Below are 21,427 nucleotides of genomic sequence, written 5' to 3'. Positions count from 1 at the left end.
TACCGTGTGCGGGGACGTACGCGCGTGAACGGGAGGCGGGCAAACATGGCCGTGAAGGACCGGGACCGGTTCTCCACCGCGACCCGGCTGAGGCTGCTCGGCGAGCAGACCGCGGCCCGTGTCTACCGCTCCCAGACCCGACGCCAGGCCCGCCGCTCCCGGCTGACCGGCCGGGCCGCGCTGCTCGCCCTGGTGGTCTGCACCCTGGTGGTGGCGCTCGCCTACCCGATGCGTCAGTACGTCGCCCAGCGCGCCGAGATCGCCGAGATGGAGCGACAGCGGCAGCAGGCGCAGGAGCGGGTCGAACAGCTGCGCGATCTCAAGGCGCGCTGGCAGGACGACGCGTACGCCGAGCAGCAGATCCGGCAGCGGCTGCACTACGTGATGCCCGGGGAGACCGGATACATCGTGGTCGACCCGGACGCGGCCAGGCAGTCCCGCGCCGACACGGGGGCGGCCGACCGCCCCTGGTACTCCAACGTCTGGGACGGCGTCGACAAGTCCGACGCCTCGGACCGATGAACCGATAGCAGAAAGACACCTTCAGGCCAGATGGAAACGCCCCCGCCGACCACCCCCCGCACCGAGCCCACCGACGCGGACGTCGAGGCATTCAAGCAGCAGCTCGGGCGGCCGCCGCGCGGGCTGCGCGCCATCGCGCACCGGTGTCCGTGCGGTCAGCCGGACGTCGTGGAGACCGCCCCGCGGCTGCCCGACGGCACGCCCTTCCCGACGCTGTACTACCTGACGTGCCCCAAGGCCAACTCGGCCATCGGCACGCTGGAGGCGAGCGGCCTGATGAAGGAGATGACCGAGCGGCTGCAGTCCGACGAGGAGCTGTCCGCGGCCTACCGGGCCGCGCACGAGGACTACATCCGGCGCCGCGACGAGATCGAGGAGCTGAAGAACTTCCCCAGCGCGGGCGGTATGCCGGACCGGGTCAAGTGCCTGCACGTCCTGGTCGCGCACTCGCTGGCCGCCGGCCCCGGGGTGAACCCGCTCGGCGACGAGGCCCTCGCGCTGCTGCCGGAGTGGTGGGCCAAGGGCGCCTGTGTGACCCTGCCCGGTCCGCCGGCCGGCGAGGGCCGGCGGACGGACGCGACGCAGGACGGCCACTTCGCCGTCAAGCCCCTTGACGAGGAGGACGACAAGTGACCCGCGTTGCCGCCATCGACTGCGGTACGAACTCCATCCGGCTGCTGGTGGCCGACGCGGACCCGGTGACCGGGGAACTGGTCGACCTGGACCGCCGGATGACGATCGTGCGGCTCGGCCAGGGCGTGGACCGTACCGGGCGGCTGGCGCCGGAGGCGCTGGAGCGGACCTTCGCCGCATGCCGCGAGTACGCGGCCGTGATCAAGGAGCACGGGGCCGAGCGGCTGCGGTTCGTGGCGACCTCGGCCTCCCGGGACGCGGAGAACCGCGAGGAGTTCGTGCGCGGGGTCCTGGACATTCTCGGCGTCGAGCCCGAGGTCATCACCGGCGACCAGGAGGCGGAGTTCTCCTTCACCGGGGCGACCAAGGAGCTGACCGGGCGCGTCGACCTGCACCGGCCGTTCCTGGTGGTGGACATCGGCGGCGGCTCGACCGAGTTCGTCGTGGGCGAGGAGCACGTCCGCGCGGCGCGCTCGGTGGACGTCGGCTGTGTGCGGATGACCGAGCGTCATCTGGTGCACGAGGGCCAGGTGACCGACCCGCCCACCGAGGCGCAAATCGCCGCCCTGCGCGCCGACGTCGAGGCCGCCCTGGACCTCGCCGAGCGGTCGGTCCCGCTGCGTGAGGCGCACACGCTGGTGGGCCTGGCCGGGTCGGTGACGACCGTGTCGGCGATCGCCCAGGACCTGCCCGAGTACGACTCGCGGGCCATCCACCACTCCCGGGTGTCCTACGACACCGTCCGCGAGGTCACCGAGCGGCTGCTGCGCTCCACGCACGCCGAGCGGGCGGCGATCCCGTCCCTGCATCCGGGCCGGGTCGACGTGATCGCGGCGGGTGCGCTGGTGCTGCTGTCGATCATGGAGCGGATCGGCGCCGCGGAGGTCGTGGTCAGCGAGCACGACATCCTCGACGGCATCGCCTGGTCGGTGGCCTGAAAGCGTCGCTCACCAGGGCGTTTCTTACCGCCCGGTAGCAATCGGCTGAGCGTTCCGCGTACCGTATGAGCGCGCCCGAGGGGCCTTCGCGGGCCCCTCCGGAGCGTCTCCGCGGAAAAGTTCGTGAAGTTCTTCACAAGGAATTCGGCTCCGAGGACCCCTGAGGGGCCTCCGATAGGCCGTTCCGGGGACCCAGAGGGCCTTCGAATGCGAGCCGGGGTCGTGTTCCGGTGGTTCGGTCACCGGTCCGTCGCGGGGTTCTCACGACGGTTTCCGAAGCCCGGAGAGCCAGCTCACGCGGCATTGACAACGGGTCGTAGCGGATCATGGTTCCCTGTCCGAGACGTGGCCTGAGTCACGTGGGTCGCGGAGTGTAACACGACCCCCGGAGAAGCTTGTGAAGGGGCGCACGAGCGACGGTCCAGGGGCGGGTGGATACTCGATGGCATGAGCACCACGGAGCGTCCCAGGATCCTCGTAGTAGGCGGTGGGTACGTAGGCCTGTACGCAGCTCGGCGCATCCTGAAGAAGATGCGCTACGGAGAGGCGACCGTCACGGTCGTCGACCCCCGGTCGTACATGACCTACCAGCCCTTCCTTCCCGAAACCGCCGCCGGCAGCATCTCCCCGCGCCACGTCGTCGTCCCGCTGCGACGCGTGCTGCCCAAGGCGGAGGTCCTCACCGGCCGGGTCACCACCATCGACCAGGACCGCAAGGTCGCCACGATCGCCCCGCTGGTCGGCGAGGCGTACGAGCTGCCCTTCGACTACCTGGTGATCGCCCTCGGCGCGGTCTCCCGCACCTTCCCGATCCCCGGCCTCGCCGAGCAGGGCATCGGCATGAAGGGCATCGAGGAGGCCATCGGCCTGCGCAACCACGTGCTGGAGCAGCTCGACAAGGCCGACTCCACCACCGACGAGGAGATCCGCCGCAAGGCGCTCACCTTCGTCTTCGTCGGCGGCGGCTTCGCCGGTGCGGAGACCATCGGTGAGGTCGAGGACATGGCCCGCGACGCGGCCAAGTACTACACCAGCGTGTCCCGTGAGGACATGCGGTTCATCCTCGTCGACGCCGCCGACAAGATCCTCCCCGAGGTCGGCCCCAAGCTCGGCCAGTACGGCAAGGAGCACCTGGAGAGCCGCGGCGTGGAGATCTACCTCTCCACCTCGATGGACTCCTGCGTCGACGGCCACGTGGTGCTGAAGAACGGGCTGGAGGTCGACTCCAACACGATCGTGTGGACCGCAGGCGTCAAGCCCAACCCGGCCCTCGCCCGCTTCGGTCTGCCGCTCGGCCCCCGCGGCCACGTCGACACCCAGGCGACCCTCCAGGTCCAGGGCACCGACTACATCTGGGCCGCCGGCGACAACGCCCAGGTCCCCGACCTCGTCGGCCGCAAGGCGGGCAACGAGAACGCCTGGTGCCCGCCGAACGCCCAGCACGCGCTGCGCCAGGCCAAGCTCCTCGGCGACAACGTGATCTCCGGGATGCGGGGCTTCCCGCAGAAGGACTACGAGCACGCCAACAAGGGCGCGGTCGCCGGTCTCGGCCTGCACAAGGGCGTCGCGATGATCGTCGTGGGCAAGATCAAGATCAAGCTCAAGGGACGTCTCGCCTGGTACATGCACCGCGGCTACCACGGTCTGGCCATGCCGACCTGGAACCGCAAGATCCGGGTCCTCGCGGACTGGACGCTCTCCACGTTCCTCAAGCGCGAGGTCGTCGCCCTCGGCGCCCTGGAGACTCCTCGTGAGGAGTTCTACGAGGCCGCCAAGCCGGCTCCGGCCCCGGCCGTCGCCGTGACGAAGACCGAGGAGAAGGCCAAGGCCTCCTGACCTCAGGTAATCGGAACATTCGAAGGACCTCCCGCCATCCGTGGTGCGGGAGGTCCTTCGGCGTTCCGGGGCAGGCCGCGCGGCCGTGCGGAGGACCCCGCCCGACTCCCTGCGGAGGATTTGCCCATACATGACGCGCGTGGGGGACTGCGCGCCGGGGACGCAGGTGTTTACGTGGTCTCAGACATCCGGGACCGCACTCCCCGGCTCTCCTCATCGCCGAGCCGGGGACGCCCCGATCGGAGGTGTGCGCCATGGCTGACGCCGCACCGCGGCTTCAGAGCCTTCTCGAACAGGTGCTGGGAGTTCCCCTCCCGGTCCGAATCCGCGCCTGGGACGGTTCGCAGGCGGGTCCGCCCCACGCGCCCGTGCTGGTGGTCCGCAACCGTCGCGCCCTGCGCCGGCTGCTGTGGAAACCGGGCGAACTCGGCCTGGCCCGCGCCTGGGTGGCAGGGGATCTGGAGGTCGAGGGCGACCTCTACACCGCGCTCGACCTGATGGCCGGCCTCGTCTGGGAGCGCGGCGAGGACGCCCGCACCCTTCTGCAGGCCCTGCGCGAGCCCGGCGTACGGTCGGCCGTCGCCGGGCTGTTCCGGCTCGCCGGGCCCGCGCTGCCGCCCGCCCCGCCGCCCGAGGAGGTGCGCCGCCCCGGCCATCTGCACACCCGCCGCACCGACCGACGCGCCATCAGCCACCACTACGACGTCGGCAACGACTTCTACGAACTCGTCCTCGGGCCCTCGATGGTGTACTCCTGCGCCTACTGGGGGGCCGCCGAGGGTGCGGGGACGTTGGAGGACGCCCAGCGCGACAAGCTCGAACTCGTCAGCCGCAAGCTCGGTCTGAGACCCGGTCAGCGGCTCCTCGACGTCGGCTGCGGCTGGGGCTCGATGGCGATCCACGCCGCCCGGGAGCACGGCGTGAGCGTCGTCGGCGTCACCCTGTCCCAGGAACAGGCCGCCTACGCCCGCAAGCGCGTCGCCGACGAGGGCCTCACCGACCGCGTCGAGATCCGCGTCCAGGACTACCGGGACGTCGACGACGGCCCCTACGACGCCATCTCCTCCATCGGCATGGCCGAGCACGTCGGCGCCGACCGGTACCTGGAGTACACCCGGCACCTGCACGCTCTCCTCAAGCCCGGCGGGCGCCTGCTCAACCACCAGATCGCCCGCCGCCCGCACAGCGACGAGACGGCCTACCACGTCGACGCCTTCATCGACGCGTACGTCTTCCCCGACGGTGAACTCCAGCCCGTCGGCACCACCGTCACACTCCTGGAGCGGGCCGGCTTCGAGGTCCGCGACGTGGAGTCGCTGCGCGAGCACTACGCCCTCACCCTGCGCCGCTGGGTGACGAACCTGGAGGCCGGCCGGGAACAGGCCGCGCGGCTCGCCGGACCCGGCCGGGCCCGCGTCTGGCTGCTCTACATGGCCGCCTGCGCGCTCGCCTTCGAGCACAACCGCATCGGCGTCAACCAGGTGCTCGCAGTGCGCACCCCCGAGCCGGGAGGCTCCGGGATGCCGCTGCGCCCGCGCACCTGGCACTGACGGCCGTACGCCGAAGGGGCCCCGCCCGTCACCCCGGGCGGGGCCCCTCGTACGCGGCTGCGCCTACTCGGACTTGATGGCCGTCAGCATGTTCAGGCGGGCCGCGCGGCGGGCCGGCCACAGTGCGGCCAGCACCCCGACCACCCCGGCCAGCAGCAGGAACAGGCCCATCCGGCCCCAGGGCAGGACCAGTTCGTACGTCGCCATCCGCGTGCCCAGCAGCTCACCGGCCGCCCAGCCGAAGAACACGCCCAGACCGATGCCGAGCACACCGCCGAAAAGGGAGATCACCAGCGACTCCAGCCGGACCATCCGCTTCACGCTGCGGCGGTCCAGGCCGATCGCCCGGAGCATCCCGATCTCCTGGGAGCGCTCGAACACCGACATCGCCAGGGTGTTGATGACCCCGAGGACCGCCACGATCACAGCCATGGCCAGCAGGCCGTAGACCATGTTCAGGATCAGCGTGAACATCTTCGCGATCTCGTTGGAGATGTCCTGCTTGTCCTGGACGCGGATCGCCGGATTGGAGCCGAGGGCCTTCTCCAGGCGGTCCTTGACGGCCTCCGAGGTGCCGTCGGACGTCTTGACCATGACCGTCATGTCACGCGGCTCGTCCTGGTGCGGGGCGAGCGCGGCGTTGTCCACCAGGATGCCGCTGATCATGTCGTTGCCCTGGTAGACGCCGGCCACGGTCAGCCGCTGCCGGGCGCCGTCCTCGAAGGCCACGGTGAGGGCCGAACCGGCCCGCCAGCCGCGCGACTCGGCCGTCAGGTCGTCGACGACGACCTTGGTTCCCGCGACCGTGAAGGAGCCGCTGTCGACGGTGAGGTCGGTGAGCGAGCCGATGGCGGAGCCGGTGACGCCGGTCAGGAACTCCGTCTCGCCGTCGATACGGGAGGGGGAGTTGCGCATCGGGCTGGTGGTGCTGACGCCCTCCACCTTCTTCAGCCGCTGCTCGACGTCCGGGGCCATGTCGTTGCCGTTGGCCATGGTGACGACGTAGTCGGCCCTCAGGGAGGACGAGGCCATCTCGTCGATCGACTTCTGCAGGCTGCCCGCCATCACCGTCATGCCGGTGATCAGGGTCAGGCCGATCATCAGCGCCGACGCGGTGGCGGCCGTACGGCGCGGGTTGCGCACCGAGTTCTGCCGGGCCAGCTTGCCGGAGACGCCGAACACGCGCAGCAGCGGGGCCGAGGCCGCGATCAGCGGGCGGGACAGCAGCGGGGTCAGGATGAACACGCCGATGATGAGCAGGACCGCGCCGAGGCCCATCGGGGCCTGGCCGTCGGAGCCGTCCATCGTCGTCGCGGCCAGCACGATGGCCGCACCGGCCGCGGAGAACAGCGCGCCGAGGGTGTTGCGCAGCACCAGCGACCTGGCCGTCGCCTTCGCGTGCACGCTGCTCATCGCCGCCACCGGCGGGATCTTCGCGGCCCGGCGGCCGGGCAGCCACGCGGCCAGCATGGTGATCACGACACCGACCGCGAGGGCGGTGGCGACCGTGCCGGGGGAGACGACCAGCGGGCCGTCGGGGACGGTCGCGCCGAGGGTGCCCATCAGCGCGCGCAGCCCGGCGCCGATCCCGATGCCCGCGAGAAGTCCGGTCACCCCGGCGACCGTGCCGACCACGAACGCCTCGATCAGCACCGACCGTGTGACCTGCCGGCGCGAGGCGCCGACCGCGCGCATGAGCGCCAGTTCCTTGGTGCGCTGGGCGACCAGCATGGTGAAGGTGTTGGCGATGATGAACGTGCCGACGAACAGGGCGATCCCCGCGAAGACCAGCAGAGCCTGCTTCAGGCCGCTCATCGAGGCGGAGATCATCTCCGCCTGGTCGTCGGCGAGTTGCCGCGCGGTGGTGGTCTCCACGAGGTTCTCGGGCAGGGCCTTGTCGAGGGCGGATTTCAGCGCGGCCTGGGAAGTGCCGGCGGCGGCCCTGACGTCGATCTGGTCGTAGGTGCCGGGCTTGCCGAACAGCCGCTGGGCGGTGGCGGTGTCGAACAGGGCGAGGCTGCCACCCGCGGCGACGTTGCCGTCGTCGGTGGTGAAGATGCCGGTGACCTTCGGCGTGAGCACGGGGCCGTCGACGGAGAGCCGTACGGTGTCGCCGACGCGGTAGCCGGCGCGGTCGGCCGTCCGGGAGTCGAGCAGCACCTCGCCCGCGCCATGCGGGGCGCGGCCCTCGGTCAGCGGGTAGCGCGGATCGGCCTTGCCCGAGACGTCCCAGTAGTTGCCGCCCTGGGACTGGAAGCCGCCGCCGACCAGCTTGCCGTCCTTGTCGGCGATGGCGGTGAAGCCGGTGACGACACCGGTCGCGGAGGCGGCGCCGGGGACGTCGGCGCTGGTGTCGAGCAGCGCCTCGGTCAGCCGGGGCGTCTCGCCGACGCGGTCGCCGAAGGCCGCCCGGTGCTCGGGTTCGACGGCCACGTCGACCTGGTCGTAGCCCTTGGCGGAGCTGTTCTGCAGGGCGTCGGAAAGGGAGTTGGTGAACACCAGGGTCCCGGAGACGAAGGCGACGCCGAGCATCACGGCGAGCACGGTCATCAGGAGCCGGGCCTTGTGCGCGAGTACGTTGCGCAGGGCGGTGCGGAACATCAGGAGGTGCGGCCCTTCGCGTCGAAGGCCTTCATGCGGTCCAGGACCGTGTCGGCGCTCGGGTCGTACATCTCGTCCACGATGCGTCCGTCGGCGAGGAAGACCACGCGGTCGGCGTACCCGGCGGCGACCGGGTCGTGGGTGACCATCACGACCGTCTGGCCCAGCTCTCGCACGGAGTTGCGCAGGAAGCCGAGCACCTCGGCGCCGGAGCGGGAGTCGAGGTTTCCGGTGGGCTCGTCGCCGAAGACGATGTCGGGCCGGGAGGCGAGCGCGCGGGCGACCGCGACGCGCTGCTGCTGGCCGCCGGAGAGCTGCGAGGGCCGGTGGCTGAGCCGCCCGGACAGGCCGACCATCTCGATGACGGTGTCCAGCCACTGCTTGTCCGGCTTGCGGCCGGCGATGTCCATGGGGAGCGTGATGTTCTCCAGGGCGGTCAGCGTGGGCAGCAGGTTGAACGCCTGGAAGATGAAGCCGATCTTGTCGCGGCGCAACTTGGTGAGCTGCTTGTCCTTCAGGGAGCCCAGTTCGGTGTCGCCGATGCGCACCGAGCCCGAGGAGAAGGTGTCGAGGCCGGCCACGCAGTGCATCAGCGTGGACTTGCCGGACCCCGAGGGGCCCATGATCGCGGTGAACTGGGCCTGGTGGAACTCGACGGAGACCCGGTCCAGGGCGACCACCTGGGTCTCGCCCTGTCCGTAGATCTTCGACAGCTCCGTGGCACGTGCGGCCACCGCGGTGGCGCGGCCGGCGAGGGGGGTCGTGGTCACGGGAAGGCGCTCCTGTCGGGACGGGATTTCGAAGGACGTGTCCATCGTCTCGGCGCGGGCGGCGTGTGTAGTCAGCCGCTGTTCCGGTTCCGGGGGCAGTCTGCGGTCGCACCGGGCGCCCGGCTGTCATACCTGGGGATGAGGGTCGACCCCTACTCAAGAGCCGCCACAGAAGCGGTCGCGGACTCGGCGCGAGATCCACTCAGGTTCCGGTCCAGAGCAACCGGAGGGTGAACGGGGTCCGGACGGAGTTCCGACGGGCTCCTGACGGAGTGACGGTCCGGACCTCACAGACTCCACCGGCCGAGACGGTGAAATTCCGTCATTCCGCATGCGTGGCACCTTGCCGCACGCAAGGCTATTGGCAAGTGCGGATGGCCCGTATCGTGGTCTGATGCCCCCTCAGACGTCAATAAAATAAGACAACATCGGGTCGTACGCCCGCTGTTCGGGGGACGCCTCCCGATAGGCTCGAACCTCGAAGCGGAGCCCAATGGCCTGCCCGGATGGTGGAATGCAGACACGGCGAGCTTAAACCTCGCTGCCCCTCGCGGGCGTACCGGTTCGAGTCCGGTTCCGGGCACCTCCGACGTTGTTCCACCCCCGAGAACGAACCTTCGTTCTACTGCCTCGAACGCCTCGGGGTCGGGGGCGACCCACTCCGGGGTCGGGGGTGCGATCCGCTCCCGGGCCGGGAGTCGTCCCGCCCCCGCGACAGGGTGCGTCGTCAGGCCGCTGCGACGGGGTGCGTCGTCCGGTCGCCGCGGGCGCTCCTCCCCGCGGCCGGGCAGACGGTCTCCGGCCGGTTCCGGATGTGTACCGGGTTCGTCATGACTGCGCCCAGGCAGTGGTGGGAATCACCGGGCCGCGTAGCGTGTTGCGCAGCACGGCAGGGGAAAGATCCTCCCCAGGCACTAGGGTCTTCCCTTTGCCTTTCCATTACTCTTGAGCCAAGGCCGCGCAGCGCGGCCATGGAGGAGTGAAATGAGGAGCAGCAACCCGGTCTTCTCGCGACGGGGGTTCAGCCGCGACAACGGCCACGCGGGCTTCAACACCGCGCCGCAGGCCGGGGCTGTCGGCACGCAGGGCAACCCGTACGCCCAGCCGGCGGGCGGCAACCCCTACGCACAGAACCCTTACGCGCAGCAGGACCTGCAGTACGGCACCCCGCCGCAGGCCCCGTCCACCACCGGCCGGATGACGATGGACGACGTCGTCATGCGCTCGGCCCTCACGCTCGGCACCGTCACGATCGGCGCCGTGCTCGCGTGGGTCCTGCTGCCGGTGTCGTCGACCAGCTACGGCCTCGCGATCGGCGCCGCGATCATCGCGTTCGTGCTGGCGATGGTGCAGTCCTTCAAGCGCAAGGCGTCGCCCGCGCTGATCCTGTCGTACGCCGCCTTCGAGGGCGTCTTCCTCGGCGTGATCAGCGAGATGTACAACAGCGTCTGGTCCGGCGCGCCCTTCCAGGCGGTGCTCGGCACCATGGCCGTCTCGGCCGCGACGCTCGTCGTCTACAAGGCCGGCTGGGTCCGGGTCACCGCTCGCTACGCCCGCATCGGCATGGCGATCGCCCTGGCCTTCATCCTGGTCATGGCGGTCAACCTGCTGCTGGTCGCCTTCGGTGTCGCCGAGGACGGCGGACTGCGCAGCTTCGGCCCGCTCGGTGCGATCGTCGGCATCATCGCCATCGTGCTCGGCGCCTTCTTCCTGACGCTCGACTTCAAGCAGATCGAGGACGGCATCGCCTACGGCGCGCCGCGCGAGGAGTCCTGGCTGGCCGCGTTCGGTCTGACCATGACCCTGGTGTGGATCTACGTCGAGATGCTGCGCCTGGTCGCCATCTTCAGCGGTGACGACTGATCGCCGGTGCCGCTGAGCACCTGATCGCGTGAAAGGGCCCCGGGTTGATCCCGGGGCCCTTTGCCGTCTCGTGCCGTCTGGGGTCGGTACTGTCCGTCCTGCGCGCTCAGAGCAGTTTGCGCGCGGCCCTCCTCAGGTCGTACTCATGGACGATCGCCTTGGCGTGGCCGTACGCGAGGTTGTACTCGTGGCGCAGCCAGCTGACCTTCTCCTCGAAGCGGAAGAGGGAGGGGCCTTCTTCGACGGTGCGCAGCCAGTCGGAGACCTCACGACCGGTGCAGTGGGGGATGCGGGCGAGCATATTGCGGTGGGTCTCCTCGGAGAGGACGTGGGACATCGGCGCCTCCGGATGCAGGGGATGTAAGCCGGTCCTTCAGGTCACCGTGCCTGAGCGTTCGCGTATTGGCAACAGTGCGCTCGCGTATTGGCGACTGTCCCGTCGCGGCGCGTACTCTCGCGGGGTGGTTGATACAACGGGGCTCATCCAGGCCGTGGATCACTTCGCCGACCGGCTCAGGGCGGCGCCGCAGAGCAGGTTGCAGCGCAGCGGTGCCACGGAGGCTTTGCAGTTGGCGAGGTCCCTGGCCCGGTGGGCGCAGGAACTGGAGGGGCTTGAGCCCCGGGAGATGCCGGACGCGGGGATGTTCGCCGCCGCGGACCAGGTGACGGTGGCCGCGCGGGATCTCGCGGTGGTGCTGCGCACCGAAGGCGAGGTCGCCTCGGCCGTGCGGATGGTCGAGGAGGCGCAGGGGCGGGCCGGAATCTGAGCGTCGGCGGCCGCTCGTTGCCGGGGCCTGTGCGCTGCCGGCGGGACGCCCTCCGCGGGACGCGCGCGGTGACCGGGGCGCCCTCAGGGGGACGCGCGCGGTGACCGATGCCCCTCAGGGAGACGCACGGTGACCGGCGCCCTCAGAGGGACGCTATGACCCGGTCGGCCAGGACGTAGACGTTCTCCTCGCCGCACACGAACGTGAGCGTGTAGGCGCCCGAGATGCCCGAGCCGCCCAGGAGATGGGGCTTCTCGCCGGCACCCAGGGCCGAGGCGAGACGCTCCGCGGTCTCCCGGTGACCCGGGGTCATGCACAGGGTCGTGCCGTCGGCGAAGACGTAGACGTCGAGGGTGCCGAGCGGCCCCGGGCGGACGTCGGTCAGTTCGGTCTCGGAGGCGGCGAGGTCCTCCAGGGTGGTGAGGGTGCGCTCGTGGTCGTTGACGACGGGCGAGGCCACCGGGACGAAGTCCGGGTGGGAGGGGTGACGGCGGCGGGCCGCGGACAGTTCGGGGGACTCCCCGGCGAACTCGTCGGCCTCGGCGCCCGGCTCGGTCACCGGCTCCAGCGGCTCCAGGCCCACGAAGTCGGACTGGCGGGGCAGGAACAGATCGTTGTCGGCCAGACCCAGCAGCGAGGGCGCGTCGGAGGCGTCACGGGCCTCCTGGGCGGCCCAGAAGGCACGGGCCTCGGCCAGCTCGCGCTCGCGCTCCTCGGCCAGGGCCTCGGCGACGGCGGCGCGTATCTCGTCGGCGTCGGCGTTGCCGCGGGCAGCGGGCACGAGGGCGCGCACCGAGGCGCGGCCCTCAGCGAGCTCGGTGCGCAGGGCGGCGACCTGACGACGCAGCCCGGCGAGGCTGCGCAGGACGGCGACGCCCACGGCACCCGAGGCGGCCGTGGTGACCAGCAAGGCGATCGGCATGGCGCTCACTGACGTACTCCCGGTTCAAAGTCGACCCCCGACTTCCTACAACAGCTTGAAGGGCGGACTAAGCAGCTGTCAGTGCGTAACATCACGAAACGGACAGGTCTTTGAGTCCGGGGCCTGGTACGAAACGGCTCTGAGCTGTGAGTTTCCTTTTCTGGAGGGAGAAAGGTCACATCCTGAGGGAGATTGGATCACAAAACGGCCCGGAGTCCGAGGGGTTCTCGGACTCCGGGTCGTAGCGTGACGCTGGGTGCCTTCGCGGTCACCCCAAGTCGGTCAGCTCAGGCGCTCGATGACCATCGCCATGCCCTGGCCGCCGCCGACGCACATGGTCTCCAGGCCGAACTGCTTGTCGTGGAACTGGAGGGAGTTGATCAGTGTGCCGGTGATGCGGGCGCCGGTCATGCCGAAGGGGTGGCCGACGGCGATGGCGCCGCCGTTGACGTTGACCTTGCCGAGGTCGATGCCGAGGTCGCGGTAGGAGGGGATCACCTGGGCGGCGAACGCCTCGTTGATCTCGACCAGGTCGATGTCGTCGACCGTCAGGCCGGCGCGGGAGAGGGCCTGCTTGGAGGCCTCGATCGGACCGAGGCCCATGATCTCCGGGGAGAGGCCTGAGACGCCGGTGGAGACGATGCGGGCGAGCGGGGTCAGGCCCAGCTCGCGGGCCTTGGTGTCGGACATGATCACCAGGGCGGCGGCACCGTCGTTCAGTGGGCAGCAGTTGGCGGCGGTGACCAGTCCGTCGGGGCGGAAGACCGGCTTCAGACCGGAGACGCCCTCCACGGTGACTCCCGCGCGGGGGCCGTCGTCCTTGGCTACGACCGTGCCGTCGGGGAGGGTCACCGGCGTGATCTCGCGCTCCCAGAAGCCGTTCTTGATGGCTTCCTCGGCGAGGTTCTGCGAGCGGACGCCGAACTCGTCCATGTCCGCGCGGGTGATGCCCTTGAGGCGGGCGAGGTTCTCCGCGGTCTGGCCCATCGCGATGTAGGCGTCCGGCACCAGGCCGTCCTCGCGCGGGTCGTGCCAGGTGGAGCCGGTCGACGCGGCGACGGCCTCGGTGCGGGCCTCGGCCTCGGCGAAGAACGGGTTGTGTGTGTCGGGCAGGCTGTCGGAGTTGCCCTTGGCGAAGCTGGAGACCACCTCGACACCGGCCGAGATGAAGACGTCGCCCTCGCCGGCCTTGATGGCGTGCAGGGCCATGCGGGAGGTCTGCAGCGAGGAGGAGCAGTAGCGGGTGATCGTGCAGCCCGGCAGGTGGTCCATGCCCATCTGCACCGCGACGATCCGGCCCAGGTTGTTGCCCTGTTCGCCGCCGGGCAGGCCGCAGCCGAGCATCAGGTCGTCGATGTCGCGGGGGTCCAGCTCGGGGACCTTGGCGAGGGCGGCCTGGATGATCGTGGCGGTGAGGTCGTCCGGGCGCAGGTCTTTCAGGGAGCCCTTGAAGGCGCGGCCGATGGGGGAGCGGGCGGCAGAGACGATCACGGCTTCGGGCATCACGGCTCCAGACGACGTCGGATGGGCTACCCGGGCGAAATTACCGGTACGTAGGCTGCCGGTCACCGGAATCGCCGTGTGATGAGGGCCTCTTTTCCAAGCGCTTGCTTAGGGCCATTGTGTCGTCGGACAGCGCCGGGGCGGGCGCGGGCTGGGGTGCCGAGGCGGCCAGCGGCGCGAACAGCCGGCCGATCGGCGGCCGGGTCAGCGGCTGGACCAGCCTGCGCACCCACGGCGAGCCGAGCACCGCCGCGAGCAGGACCCCGCCCGCCATCAGCCCGAGCAACTCCAGCCGGGTGTCGGCCCGCGCGATGAGCCCCTTCTCCCGCAGCGGCAGCAGGACCAGCGGATGCAGCAGGTAGATGGTGAAGCCGCCCGAGCCGAGCAGCGAGACGAACGGCAGCCGCCGCCTGGGCATCAGCCGCAGCAGGCACAGCACCAGCCCCGCCGCGCCGGCCAGTACCGCCAGCCGGACCACCCAGGCGCCCTCCAGGCCCAACGGGGTGTCGGTGGCGGCGGTGTAGGGGTGACGCATGGACAGCCAGGTGCCGGAGACGTCCTCGTGCCACAGCAGGCCCACCGTGAACGAGGCGGCGATGCCCGCGACCGCCACCGGCAGGCTCCACCGGGCCTCGAACCACTCCTTGAGCATGCCTTGCCCCAGGCTCCAGCCCAGGTAGAACAGCGGCATGTAGACCAGGGTCCGACTGGCCGAGAACTCCATGCCGAAGGTGTCCACGTAGCCGACCGCCAGCGACACCGCCGTGGTGACCAGCAGGGGGTGCCGCAGCTGCACCACCAGCGGCAGCAGCAGACGCCAGAAGAACAGGGACATCAGGAACCACAGCGTCCACGGCAGTTGTGTGATGTGCAGCGTGAACGCACCGCCGAGCGCCTTGACCTCCAGCGAGTACAGCAGGCTGAAGATCAGGGCGGGCACCACGATGCTCTGCAGCAGGGTGCGCAGACGGCGTGGACCGAGCGGGTCGCCGCTGCTGAACACCCCGGCCAGCACGACGAACAGCGGCACACGGAAGGCCCAGGTGCCGACGTGGTAGATGCCGAGACCGTCGTAGCGGCTGATGAGGCTGCCGATTGTGTGCAGGACCACGATCAGCGCGGCCGACACGAACCGGGTGTTGTCCCACCAGGGGTCCCGCGCCTTGTCCGGCGCGGGGGCGGCGGGTCTCGGAAGCGGCTTTTCCATCGCGGCCACGGACTCCTGACAGCAGCATGACATTGAAGGCGATCACCATCGCCGCCGTCGGTTACGCCGCGGCCGTCGGGGGGTGAACGGGGCGTGTACGCACGGAGGCGCCCGTCTGTGGCGGGGGCCGCGGGTCGTGCGGCCCGCGGGCTCGGTGTGGTCGGACGCGCGGTTTCGCGCGGGCCTCAGGTGCTGTCGCCCGCCCTTCTACGAAGGGTTCACCGGCGCCGGCGTCGGTGCGGGCTCCGGCTCCTGCACCCGGCGCCTGCGGCGGCGCTTGAGCAGGGCCCACGGGCCGCGCGGGCCGGTCGGCATGGCCGCGGCGACCTCCGTGCCGGCCTCCGACGCCGCCTCGGCCGCGGCGCGGGCCACCGGCAGGAAGCCCTCGTTGCGCGACAGGTCCGGACGCTCGTCCTCGGTCGGCCACAGGGCGAGGGCCGCGCAGACCGTCGGCAGCACCGCCATCGCGGCGGTGGCGTACCCCTCGGCGGAGGGGTGGTAGTTGTCGGGGCCGAACAGCTCGCGCGGGTTGGCCGCGAACTCCGGGCCCAGCAGGTCGCCGAGCGACACCGTGCGGCCGCCCTGCTCGACCACGCCGATCGTCTGGGCGGCCGCGAGCTGCCGTGAGGCGCGCTTGGCCAGCCAGCGCAGCGGCTGCTGCACCGGCTCGATCGTGCCCAGGTCGGGACAGGTGCCGACCACCACCTCCGCGCCGGCCGTACGCAGTCGCCGTACCGCCGTGGACAGACAGCGCACCGAGCGGGTGGGCGGCATGCGGTGGGTGACGTCGTTCGCGCCGATCATGATCACGCAGACGTCCGGGACCCGGTCCTGGTCGGCCAGGGCGAGCGCCACCTGCCGCTCCAGGTCGTCGGAGCGGGCGCCCGGCAGCGCGACGTTGCGCAGCCTCACCGGCCGTTCGGCGACCGCGGCGAGCCCGGACGCCAGCAGCGCGCCCGGAGTCTGCCCGGCGCGGTGCACGCCCTGCCCCGCGGCCGTGGAGTCGCCCAGCATCGTCAGCCGCAGCGGAGGCTCACCGCGCACCGCGTACGAGATGCCGTACACGCCCTGCGCGTTCGGCACCTGTGGACTCACGCCGTTGCCCACATGCCGTTTCGCCAGCCGCATCTCCGCCAGCAGTAACCCCACCACGGCCACGCCCGCCAGCCCCGCCCCGCCGCCGCCGTACGCGGCGCCGGCCGCGATGCGCCGGGCCACTCTCGCCCTCGACATCCTGGTCATGCGTTGCCGCCACCTCCTCGTACCCGTACAACCACTCCTTGCCCCGTACGGACCGTCGGTCAATCTCAACAGGGAGTGAACGACCCCTCGGGGCCGTAGGCTGGCGGAACCATCACGACCACATCTTTTTGCAGCATCCGGAGACAACGGTGCAATTCCACGACTCGATGATCAGCCTCGTCGGCAACACCCCGCTGCTGAGGCTCAACAGCGTGACCCAGGGCATCAAGGCGACCGTCCTTGCCAAGGTGGAGTACTTCAACCCCGGCGGATCGGTGAAGGACCGCATCGCCCTGCGCATGATCGAGGCGGCCGAACAGAGCGGCGAGCTCAAGCCCGGCGGCACGATCGTCGAGCCGACCAGCGGCAACACGGGCGTGGGCCTGGCCATCGTGGCCCAGCAGAAGGGCTACAAGTGCATCTTCGTGTGCCCCGACAAGGTGAGCACCGACAAGATCAACGTGCTGCGCGCCTACGGGGCGGAGGTGGTCGTGTGCCCGACCGCAGTGGACCCGGAGCACCCGGACTCCTACTACAACGTCTCCGACCGTCTCGTGCGTGAGACGCCCGGCGCGTGGAAGCCCGACCAGTACTCCAACCCCAACAACCCTGCCTCGCACTACTACTCGACCGGTCCCGAGCTCTGGGAGCAGACCGAGGGGAAGATCACCCACTTCGTGGCGGGCGTCGGTACCGGCGGCACCATCTCCGGCACCGGCCGCTATCTGAAGGACGTCAGCGACGGCAAGGTCAAGGTCATCGGCGCCGACCCGGAGGGCTCGGTCTACTCCGGCGGCTCCGGCCGCCCCTACCTCGTCGAGGGCGTCGGCGAGGACTTCTGGCCGACCGCCTACGACCGCACGGTCGCCGACGAGATCGTCCCGGTGTCCGACAAGGACTCCTTCCAGATGACCCGCCGCCTCGCCAAGGAGGAGGGCCTGCTGGTGGGCGGCTCCTGCGGCATGGCCGTGGTGGCCGCGCTGGAGGTCGCCGAGCGGCTCACCGAGGACGACGTGGTGGTCGTGCTGCTCCCGGACAGCGGCCGCGGCTACCTCAGCAAGATCTTCAACGACGAGTGGATGGCCGACTACGGCTTCCTTGAGGACGAGGGCCCGAGCGCCCGCGTCGCCGACGTGCTGAGCGACAAGGAGCACGGCGCCATGCCGTCCCTCGTCCACATGCACCCCGACGAGACGGTCGGTCAGGCCATCGAGGTGCTGCGCGAGTACGGCGTCTCGCAGATGCCGGTCGTCAAGCCCGGCGCCGGTCACCCCGACGTGATGGCCGCCGAGGTCGTCGGCTCCGTCGTCGAACGCGAGCTGCTGGACGCCCTGTTCAACAAGCGCGCCTCGCTGGACGACGCGCTGGAGCAGCACATGTCCTCCCCGCTGCCGCAGGTCGGCTCCGGTGAGCCGGTCGGCGACCTGATGAACGTGCTCGGCAAGGCCGACGCGGCCATCGTCCTCGTCGAGGGCAAGCCGACCGGAGTGGTCAGCCGGCAGGACCTGCTGGCCTTTCTGGCCAAGACGGGCAAGTGACGGCGAACCTCCGATGAACCGCCTGTGTCCATGGCGAACTTGTGGTGTCCTGCCGTGGGCACGGCTTCGCGGAAGTGGTACGAGCGTGTCACGTCCGCGCAGCACCCGCTTAACACGCGTCCGGCACATTAGTGGATGTCGGCAGGGCGGGAGCGGCTCCCCGCCCCGGCCGACGCCGAACGGCGTCAAGGACCTCCGGAGCGGCTCCCGGACCTCCACCGACGCCACGGACGCGTTCGCCCGGCCTGACCCGGCCCGCGTCCCTCGCGGGGACCGCCGTCGTCCCGCCCCCCGGCAACGGGGGTGCGGCGGTCCCCGCGCAAGATCTCTCCCCCCTTTGCGCCTGAACCGGCGCCGATCTCGCGGACCGGGTTGCCCGCCGTCGGGGGCGCTCGATCGACGGTTGCGGCTGTCGTCGCTTGACGGGACGTCAATCCGCCCAGGGCGGGCGACACTTCGTCCAGTGGACCGTCAGTCCTCCCAGGCGTCGCTCTGGTCCGGCTTGCGGCGGCGTCGGAACAGGCCCGGGTTCACCCGTACCGCCTGCACCACGTTCACGCCGACGATGCCCGCCCAGGCGATCAGCAGGCCGGGCAGGTGGGCGATGCCGCCACCGATCGCGGACAGCGGGATCGCCAGCACCAGCGAGACGATGCCGAATCCGTAGCGCTCGCCCCAGGAGTCGGTGTCCCCGGGCGTCCGGCGGCCCCGGGCCGAGGCCATCTGCTGCTCGGCGAGCTGCCGCCGCACCCGGCGCTCCACCGCGCCGTCGATCCGCTGGTCGACCTTCTCCAGGAACGACTCGACCAGTGCGGACTCGTACTCCTCGCCCAGGTCCCTGCGGGCGTGCAGGGTCGCGTCGAGTTCCTTCTTCAGGTCGGTGTCCCGCTCGTGCGTTCCGCTCATACCCTCCACGGTAGGAACCGGCGGGGCCCGGCGCAGTGGGGCTAGCCCCCCGGTTGTTCCTCGGGCGGCCCGGGGGTGAGACGGCCCGGGGCGGGGCGGCCCGGGGGCGACACGGCACGGGCCGGGGCCTGGAGGTGAGACGGCACTTGCCCGGCTGCATAGGAACATGCAGAGTTCTTGGCAGCTGAATAGTCCGGACCTCTGGAGGGGGAGCACGTCATGAGCGTGACCGACAGCCCTGCGGCCCGCCTGCAGTCGCTCTTCGAGGGGCACCGGCTCACGCCCACCCAGCGGCGCATCGCGCACAGCATGGTGCGGCGTGCCGCCGACGTGCCGTTCCTGTCCAGCGTGGAGCTGGCCGAGCTGGCCGGGGTCAGCCAGCCGTCCGTGACCCGCTTCGCCGTCGCCCTCGGCTTCGACGGCTACCCGGCGCTGCGCCGCCATCTGCGCGAGGTGGCCCCGGCCGAGCCGCCCGCGGACACGGCCGTCGCCAACGAGTACCAGCAGGCCGTCGAGGCCGAGATCGAGAATCTGCGGCATCTCGCCGAGGCGCTCGCCGACCCCGCCCCGGTCGCCCGCGCCGGACGCGTGCTCGCCGCCTCCCGCCCGCTGCCCGTCCTCGGGCTGCGCGCCGCCGCCGCACAGGCCTACGGCTTCGCCTACTTCGCCGCCAAGGTCCATCCCGACGTACGCCTCCTCGACGAGGGCGGCACGATGATCCACGACCGGATCGACGGCGCCGTGCGCGCCGGGGCGAGCGCCCTGCTGTGCTTCGCGCTGCCCCGCCACCCCCGTGAGGTCGTCGACACCCTCGCCTACGCCCGTCAGGCCGGACTGACCGTGGTGACCGTCGCCGACTCCGCCTTCGCGCCCGTCGCCAAGGTCTCCGACCTGCTGCTGCCGGCCGCCGTCGGCACGGGACTGGCCTTCGACACCGCCTGCGCGCCGATGCTGCTGGGACGGGTGCTGCTGGAGGCGATGTGCGACGACCTGCCCGAGGCGCAGTCCCGGCTGGAGGAGTTCGACGCCAGGGCCGCGGCGCGGGGGCTGTTCGTCGACTGAGAGCCGGGCCGCGCCCTCTCAGGTTCGTCTCACCTTCGCCCGCTAGCGTGCTCCGCCGACAGGACTGCGCCGAGGCGAGAAGGAGGCGGACGTGACGCGTGGTGGAGGTCGGGGACTGGCCCGGGTGGCCGTCGTCGTACGGGCCGGAGCCGCCCCGCTGTGGTGGCTCGGGGTGCCCGCGGCGGGCCTCGGGGCGCTGGTGCCGGGGCTGACGGGCCGGCGGATCGGGGTGCTCGGCGGGGCCGCGCTGTTCCTGGTGGCGGCGGCCGTGGCCACCCGCCTGCGACGGCGGCGGTACGACGCGCTGGCCCGGTCCGTCGCACGGGCCGGGCGGCATGACGCGCCAGGACCGGGCGGTGACGACACGCGACTGGCGCCATGGCCACCGCTGGTGGTCGGCGCTCGCCTTCCTCGTCGCGCTCGCGAGCTCCTTCGCGGTGCCCGCGGCCGGCGGCATGCTGCTGGCCGGATGCGGGACCGGGCTGTGGCTGAAGGCCGCCTGGCTGGGGCGGCGCGAGCGGGAGCTGGACACCCTGCTGTGGGTGCGGGTGGACTGGCTGGACGGGCGCGGCGGCGGCCCGGCGGGCAAGGCCGTCGAGGCGTACCGCGGCACCGGTGTCTCGGCCGGCGACGCGGCCCCGGGCGGGGCCCGCCGCCGTACCGCGGCGCCGGGCTGAGCCCGGCTCAGACCTCCAGCGTCGCCTCGATCCTGCGCAGCTGGTGGCGGGCCATCGCCAGGTTGGCCCGCTTGGCGTCCAGCACGAGGTAGAGGAACAGGCCGTTGCCGGCGCGGCCGCTGAGCAGCCGGATCAGGTGGTACTGGTCGGACAGGGTGATCAGGATGTCCTCGATCTCGGCCTTGAGGCCCAGGTGTTCCATCGTGCGCATCTTGGCGCGGATCACGTCCGTGTTGCCGGCGGCGGCGACGTTCAGGTCGAAGCTCTTGCTGCCGCCCATGGTGCCGAGCGCCATTCCGCTGGTGTAGTCGACGAGCGCGACGCCGGTCGCGCCCTCGATGGAGGCGAGGGCTTCCTTCAGCGCGGTCTCGGTGTTGGCCATGACGTGGTTCCTCTCAACGGTCCGTGGTACTTGCGGAGTCGGTGGTGGTCGTGGTGCGGGTCGGCGCGGGCCGGGTCGGGAGCCGGGCGGTGGACCTCGCGGTGGTCCGTGGGGCGGGCCGGGCGGGCGGTGCGACGGCGGCGGCGACGAGGTCGCCGATGTGCGCGCCCGACCGGCGGCCCTCCAGATGCAGCCGGCCCACGCTCACCCCGTCCGGGGCGAGCAGGGTCAGTACGGCGGTGTCGCCCGCCGCGTAGGTGGCGATATAGCCGTAGCGGCCGCGCACGAGCAGTTCGCGCAGGTCGCCCCGCCCGGTGGCGTCTGCGGTGCGCACGGCGACGCCCAGGGCGGCGGCTGTCAGCGCGGCCACGCCCTCCGGCTCCACGCCGGGTGTGTCGTGGGCGAGGACGAGTCCGTCCACACTCGCCGCGAGCACGCCGGTCAGTTGCGGCATCCGGGCGCGCAGCCGCCGCAGCTCGTCGAGTATCTCGGCCTCGGCGGCCATCAG

General features: G+C 71.3%; 19 protein-coding genes, 1 tRNA gene and 1 pseudogene. 11 read left to right on the top strand and 10 right to left on the bottom strand.

Going from position 1 to position 21,427, the window contains the following annotated elements:
- The first annotated feature begins 45 nt into the window (after window positions 1–45).
- From ABZZ79_RS21300 to ABZZ79_RS21280, 5 genes are all read left to right on the top strand, one after another.
- Window positions 46–522, top strand: coding sequence for a septum formation initiator family protein (locus ABZZ79_RS21300; protein ID WP_356690957.1), 477 nt, complete (start codon window positions 46–48; stop codon window positions 520–522).
- Between the two features lie 30 nt (window positions 523–552).
- Window positions 553–1,155, top strand: a complete 603-nt coding sequence (locus ABZZ79_RS21295; RefSeq protein WP_356690955.1) for a DUF501 domain-containing protein — start codon at window positions 553–555, stop codon at window positions 1,153–1,155.
- On the top strand, window positions 1,152–2,093 hold the full coding sequence (locus ABZZ79_RS21290) for a Ppx/GppA phosphatase family protein (RefSeq protein WP_356690953.1): 942 nt from the start codon (window positions 1,152–1,154) through the stop codon (window positions 2,091–2,093). The genes ABZZ79_RS21295 and ABZZ79_RS21290 overlap by 4 nt, the downstream gene beginning before the upstream one ends.
- 447 nt (window positions 2,094–2,540) lie before the next feature.
- Entirely contained in the window at window positions 2,541–3,929 is a 1,389-nt protein-coding gene (locus ABZZ79_RS21285; RefSeq protein ID WP_356690951.1) for an NAD(P)/FAD-dependent oxidoreductase, read from the top strand.
- A 254-nt stretch (window positions 3,930–4,183) separates the two neighbouring features.
- Window positions 4,184–5,479 carry a cyclopropane-fatty-acyl-phospholipid synthase family protein gene (locus ABZZ79_RS21280; protein WP_356690949.1) on the top strand — a complete coding sequence of 432 codons (1,296 nt, stop codon included), beginning with the start codon at window positions 4,184–4,186 and terminating at the stop codon, window positions 5,477–5,479.
- Between the two features lie 63 nt (window positions 5,480–5,542).
- On the opposite strand, the gene ABZZ79_RS21275 is transcribed toward ABZZ79_RS21280, so the two are convergent.
- Together ABZZ79_RS21275 and ABZZ79_RS21270 are read right to left on the bottom strand one after the other, a co-directional pair.
- Window positions 5,543–8,080, bottom strand: a complete 2,538-nt coding sequence (locus tag ABZZ79_RS21275) for an FtsX-like permease family protein (RefSeq protein ID WP_356690947.1) — start codon at window positions 8,078–8,080, stop codon at window positions 5,543–5,545.
- Window positions 8,080–8,850, bottom strand: a complete 771-nt coding sequence (locus ABZZ79_RS21270) for an ABC transporter ATP-binding protein (RefSeq protein ID WP_356690945.1) — start codon at window positions 8,848–8,850, stop codon at window positions 8,080–8,082. The genes ABZZ79_RS21275 and ABZZ79_RS21270 overlap by 1 nt, the downstream gene beginning before the upstream one ends.
- A 500-nt stretch (window positions 8,851–9,350) precedes the next feature.
- On the opposite strand from ABZZ79_RS21270, the gene ABZZ79_RS21265 reads away from it, so the two are divergent.
- Together ABZZ79_RS21265 and ABZZ79_RS21260 are read left to right on the top strand one after the other, a co-directional pair.
- Window positions 9,351–9,433 (top strand) — tRNA-Leu (locus tag ABZZ79_RS21265).
- 401 nt (window positions 9,434–9,834) lie between these two features.
- Window positions 9,835–10,713, top strand: a complete 879-nt coding sequence (locus tag ABZZ79_RS21260; protein ID WP_356690943.1) for a Bax inhibitor-1/YccA family protein — start codon at window positions 9,835–9,837, stop codon at window positions 10,711–10,713.
- A gap of 106 nt (window positions 10,714–10,819) precedes the next feature.
- On the opposite strand, the gene ABZZ79_RS21255 is transcribed toward ABZZ79_RS21260, so the two are convergent.
- Window positions 10,820–11,050: a DUF4287 domain-containing protein gene (locus ABZZ79_RS21255; protein WP_356690941.1), complete on the bottom strand. Its 231-nt coding sequence runs from the start codon at window positions 11,048–11,050 to the stop codon at window positions 10,820–10,822.
- Between the two features lie 124 nt (window positions 11,051–11,174).
- Between ABZZ79_RS21255 and ABZZ79_RS21250 the strand changes: the two genes are divergently transcribed.
- Window positions 11,175–11,480: a hypothetical protein gene (locus ABZZ79_RS21250; protein ID WP_356690939.1), complete on the top strand. Its 306-nt coding sequence runs from the start codon at window positions 11,175–11,177 to the stop codon at window positions 11,478–11,480.
- A gap of 142 nt (window positions 11,481–11,622) precedes the next feature.
- Here the strand turns inward: ABZZ79_RS21250 and ABZZ79_RS21245 are convergent, their stop codons facing one another.
- The 4 genes from ABZZ79_RS21245 to ABZZ79_RS21230 all read right to left on the bottom strand — a co-directional run bounded on the left by ABZZ79_RS21245 (window position 11,623) and on the right by ABZZ79_RS21230 (window position 16,354).
- Window positions 11,623–12,411, bottom strand: coding sequence for a hypothetical protein (locus ABZZ79_RS21245; protein ID WP_356690937.1), 789 nt, complete (start codon window positions 12,409–12,411; stop codon window positions 11,623–11,625).
- 273 nt (window positions 12,412–12,684) lie between these two features.
- Window positions 12,685–13,905, bottom strand: coding sequence for an acetyl-CoA C-acetyltransferase (locus tag ABZZ79_RS21240; protein ID WP_356690936.1), 1,221 nt, complete (start codon window positions 13,903–13,905; stop codon window positions 12,685–12,687).
- 40 nt (window positions 13,906–13,945) lie between these two features.
- Window positions 13,946–15,112: an acyltransferase family protein gene (locus ABZZ79_RS21235; RefSeq protein ID WP_356690934.1), complete on the bottom strand. Its 1,167-nt coding sequence runs from the start codon at window positions 15,110–15,112 to the stop codon at window positions 13,946–13,948.
- Between the two features lie 207 nt (window positions 15,113–15,319).
- Window positions 15,320–16,354, bottom strand: a complete 1,035-nt coding sequence (locus tag ABZZ79_RS21230; protein ID WP_356690932.1) for an SGNH/GDSL hydrolase family protein — start codon at window positions 16,352–16,354, stop codon at window positions 15,320–15,322.
- A 149-nt stretch (window positions 16,355–16,503) separates the two neighbouring features.
- Between ABZZ79_RS21230 and ABZZ79_RS21225 the strand changes: the two genes are divergently transcribed.
- Window positions 16,504–17,892: a cystathionine beta-synthase gene (locus ABZZ79_RS21225; protein ID WP_356690930.1), complete on the top strand. Its 1,389-nt coding sequence runs from the start codon at window positions 16,504–16,506 to the stop codon at window positions 17,890–17,892.
- A 471-nt stretch (window positions 17,893–18,363) separates the two neighbouring features.
- On the opposite strand, the gene ABZZ79_RS21220 is transcribed toward ABZZ79_RS21225, so the two are convergent.
- Entirely contained in the window at window positions 18,364–18,798 is a 435-nt protein-coding gene (locus tag ABZZ79_RS21220; protein ID WP_356690928.1) for a hypothetical protein, read from the bottom strand.
- Between the two features lie 219 nt (window positions 18,799–19,017).
- Between ABZZ79_RS21220 and ABZZ79_RS21215 the strand changes: the two genes are divergently transcribed.
- Window positions 19,018–19,860, top strand: coding sequence for a MurR/RpiR family transcriptional regulator (locus ABZZ79_RS21215; protein ID WP_356690926.1), 843 nt, complete (start codon window positions 19,018–19,020; stop codon window positions 19,858–19,860).
- A gap of 124 nt (window positions 19,861–19,984) precedes the next feature.
- A pseudogene (locus tag ABZZ79_RS21210) lies at window positions 19,985–20,537 on the top strand (hypothetical protein).
- A 7-nt stretch (window positions 20,538–20,544) separates the two neighbouring features.
- On the opposite strand, the gene ABZZ79_RS21205 reads toward ABZZ79_RS21210, so the two are convergent.
- Window positions 20,545–20,919, bottom strand: a complete 375-nt coding sequence (locus ABZZ79_RS21205; protein ID WP_356690925.1) for a hypothetical protein — start codon at window positions 20,917–20,919, stop codon at window positions 20,545–20,547.
- A 13-nt stretch (window positions 20,920–20,932) separates the two neighbouring features.
- Window positions 20,933–21,424 carry a roadblock/LC7 domain-containing protein gene (locus ABZZ79_RS21200; protein ID WP_356690924.1) on the bottom strand — a complete coding sequence of 164 codons (492 nt, stop codon included), beginning with the start codon at window positions 21,422–21,424 and terminating at the stop codon, window positions 20,933–20,935.
- Window positions 21,425–21,427 lie beyond the last annotated feature (3 nt).

The organism is Streptomyces sp. NPDC006458, assembly GCF_040612135.1.
In the GTDB taxonomy this organism is placed as follows: Bacteria; Actinomycetota; Actinomycetes; order Streptomycetales; family Streptomycetaceae; genus Streptomyces.
This window is presented reverse-complemented; position numbering and strand designations above follow the sequence as displayed.

Coding starts and splice junctions, on each gene's coding strand:
- ABZZ79_RS21300 (WP_356690957.1), top strand. CDS start 46: ATGGCCGTGAAGGACCGGGACCGGTTCTCCACCGCGACCCGGCTGAGG.
- ABZZ79_RS21295 (WP_356690955.1), top strand. CDS start 553: ATGGAAACGCCCCCGCCGACCACCCCCCGCACCGAGCCCACCGACGCG.
- ABZZ79_RS21285 (WP_356690951.1), top strand. CDS start 2,541: ATGAGCACCACGGAGCGTCCCAGGATCCTCGTAGTAGGCGGTGGGTAC.
- ABZZ79_RS21280 (WP_356690949.1), top strand. CDS start 4,184: ATGGCTGACGCCGCACCGCGGCTTCAGAGCCTTCTCGAACAGGTGCTG.
- ABZZ79_RS21275 (WP_356690947.1), bottom strand. CDS start 8,080: ATGTTCCGCACCGCCCTGCGCAACGTACTCGCGCACAAGGCCCGGCTC.
- ABZZ79_RS21260 (WP_356690943.1), top strand. CDS start 9,835: ATGAGGAGCAGCAACCCGGTCTTCTCGCGACGGGGGTTCAGCCGCGAC.
- ABZZ79_RS21255 (WP_356690941.1), bottom strand. CDS start 11,050: ATGTCCCACGTCCTCTCCGAGGAGACCCACCGCAATATGCTCGCCCGC.
- ABZZ79_RS21240 (WP_356690936.1), bottom strand. CDS start 13,905: ATGCCCGAAGCCGTGATCGTCTCTGCCGCCCGCTCCCCCATCGGCCGC.
- ABZZ79_RS21235 (WP_356690934.1), bottom strand. CDS start 15,112: ATGGAAAAGCCGCTTCCGAGACCCGCCGCCCCCGCGCCGGACAAGGCG.
- ABZZ79_RS21230 (WP_356690932.1), bottom strand. CDS start 16,354: ATGACCAGGATGTCGAGGGCGAGAGTGGCCCGGCGCATCGCGGCCGGC.
- ABZZ79_RS21220 (WP_356690928.1), bottom strand. CDS start 18,798: ATGAGCGGAACGCACGAGCGGGACACCGACCTGAAGAAGGAACTCGAC.
- ABZZ79_RS21215 (WP_356690926.1), top strand. CDS start 19,018: ATGAGCGTGACCGACAGCCCTGCGGCCCGCCTGCAGTCGCTCTTCGAG.
- ABZZ79_RS21205 (WP_356690925.1), bottom strand. CDS start 20,919: ATGGCCAACACCGAGACCGCGCTGAAGGAAGCCCTCGCCTCCATCGAG.
- ABZZ79_RS21200 (WP_356690924.1), bottom strand. CDS start 21,424: ATGGCCGCCGAGGCCGAGATACTCGACGAGCTGCGGCGGCTGCGCGCC.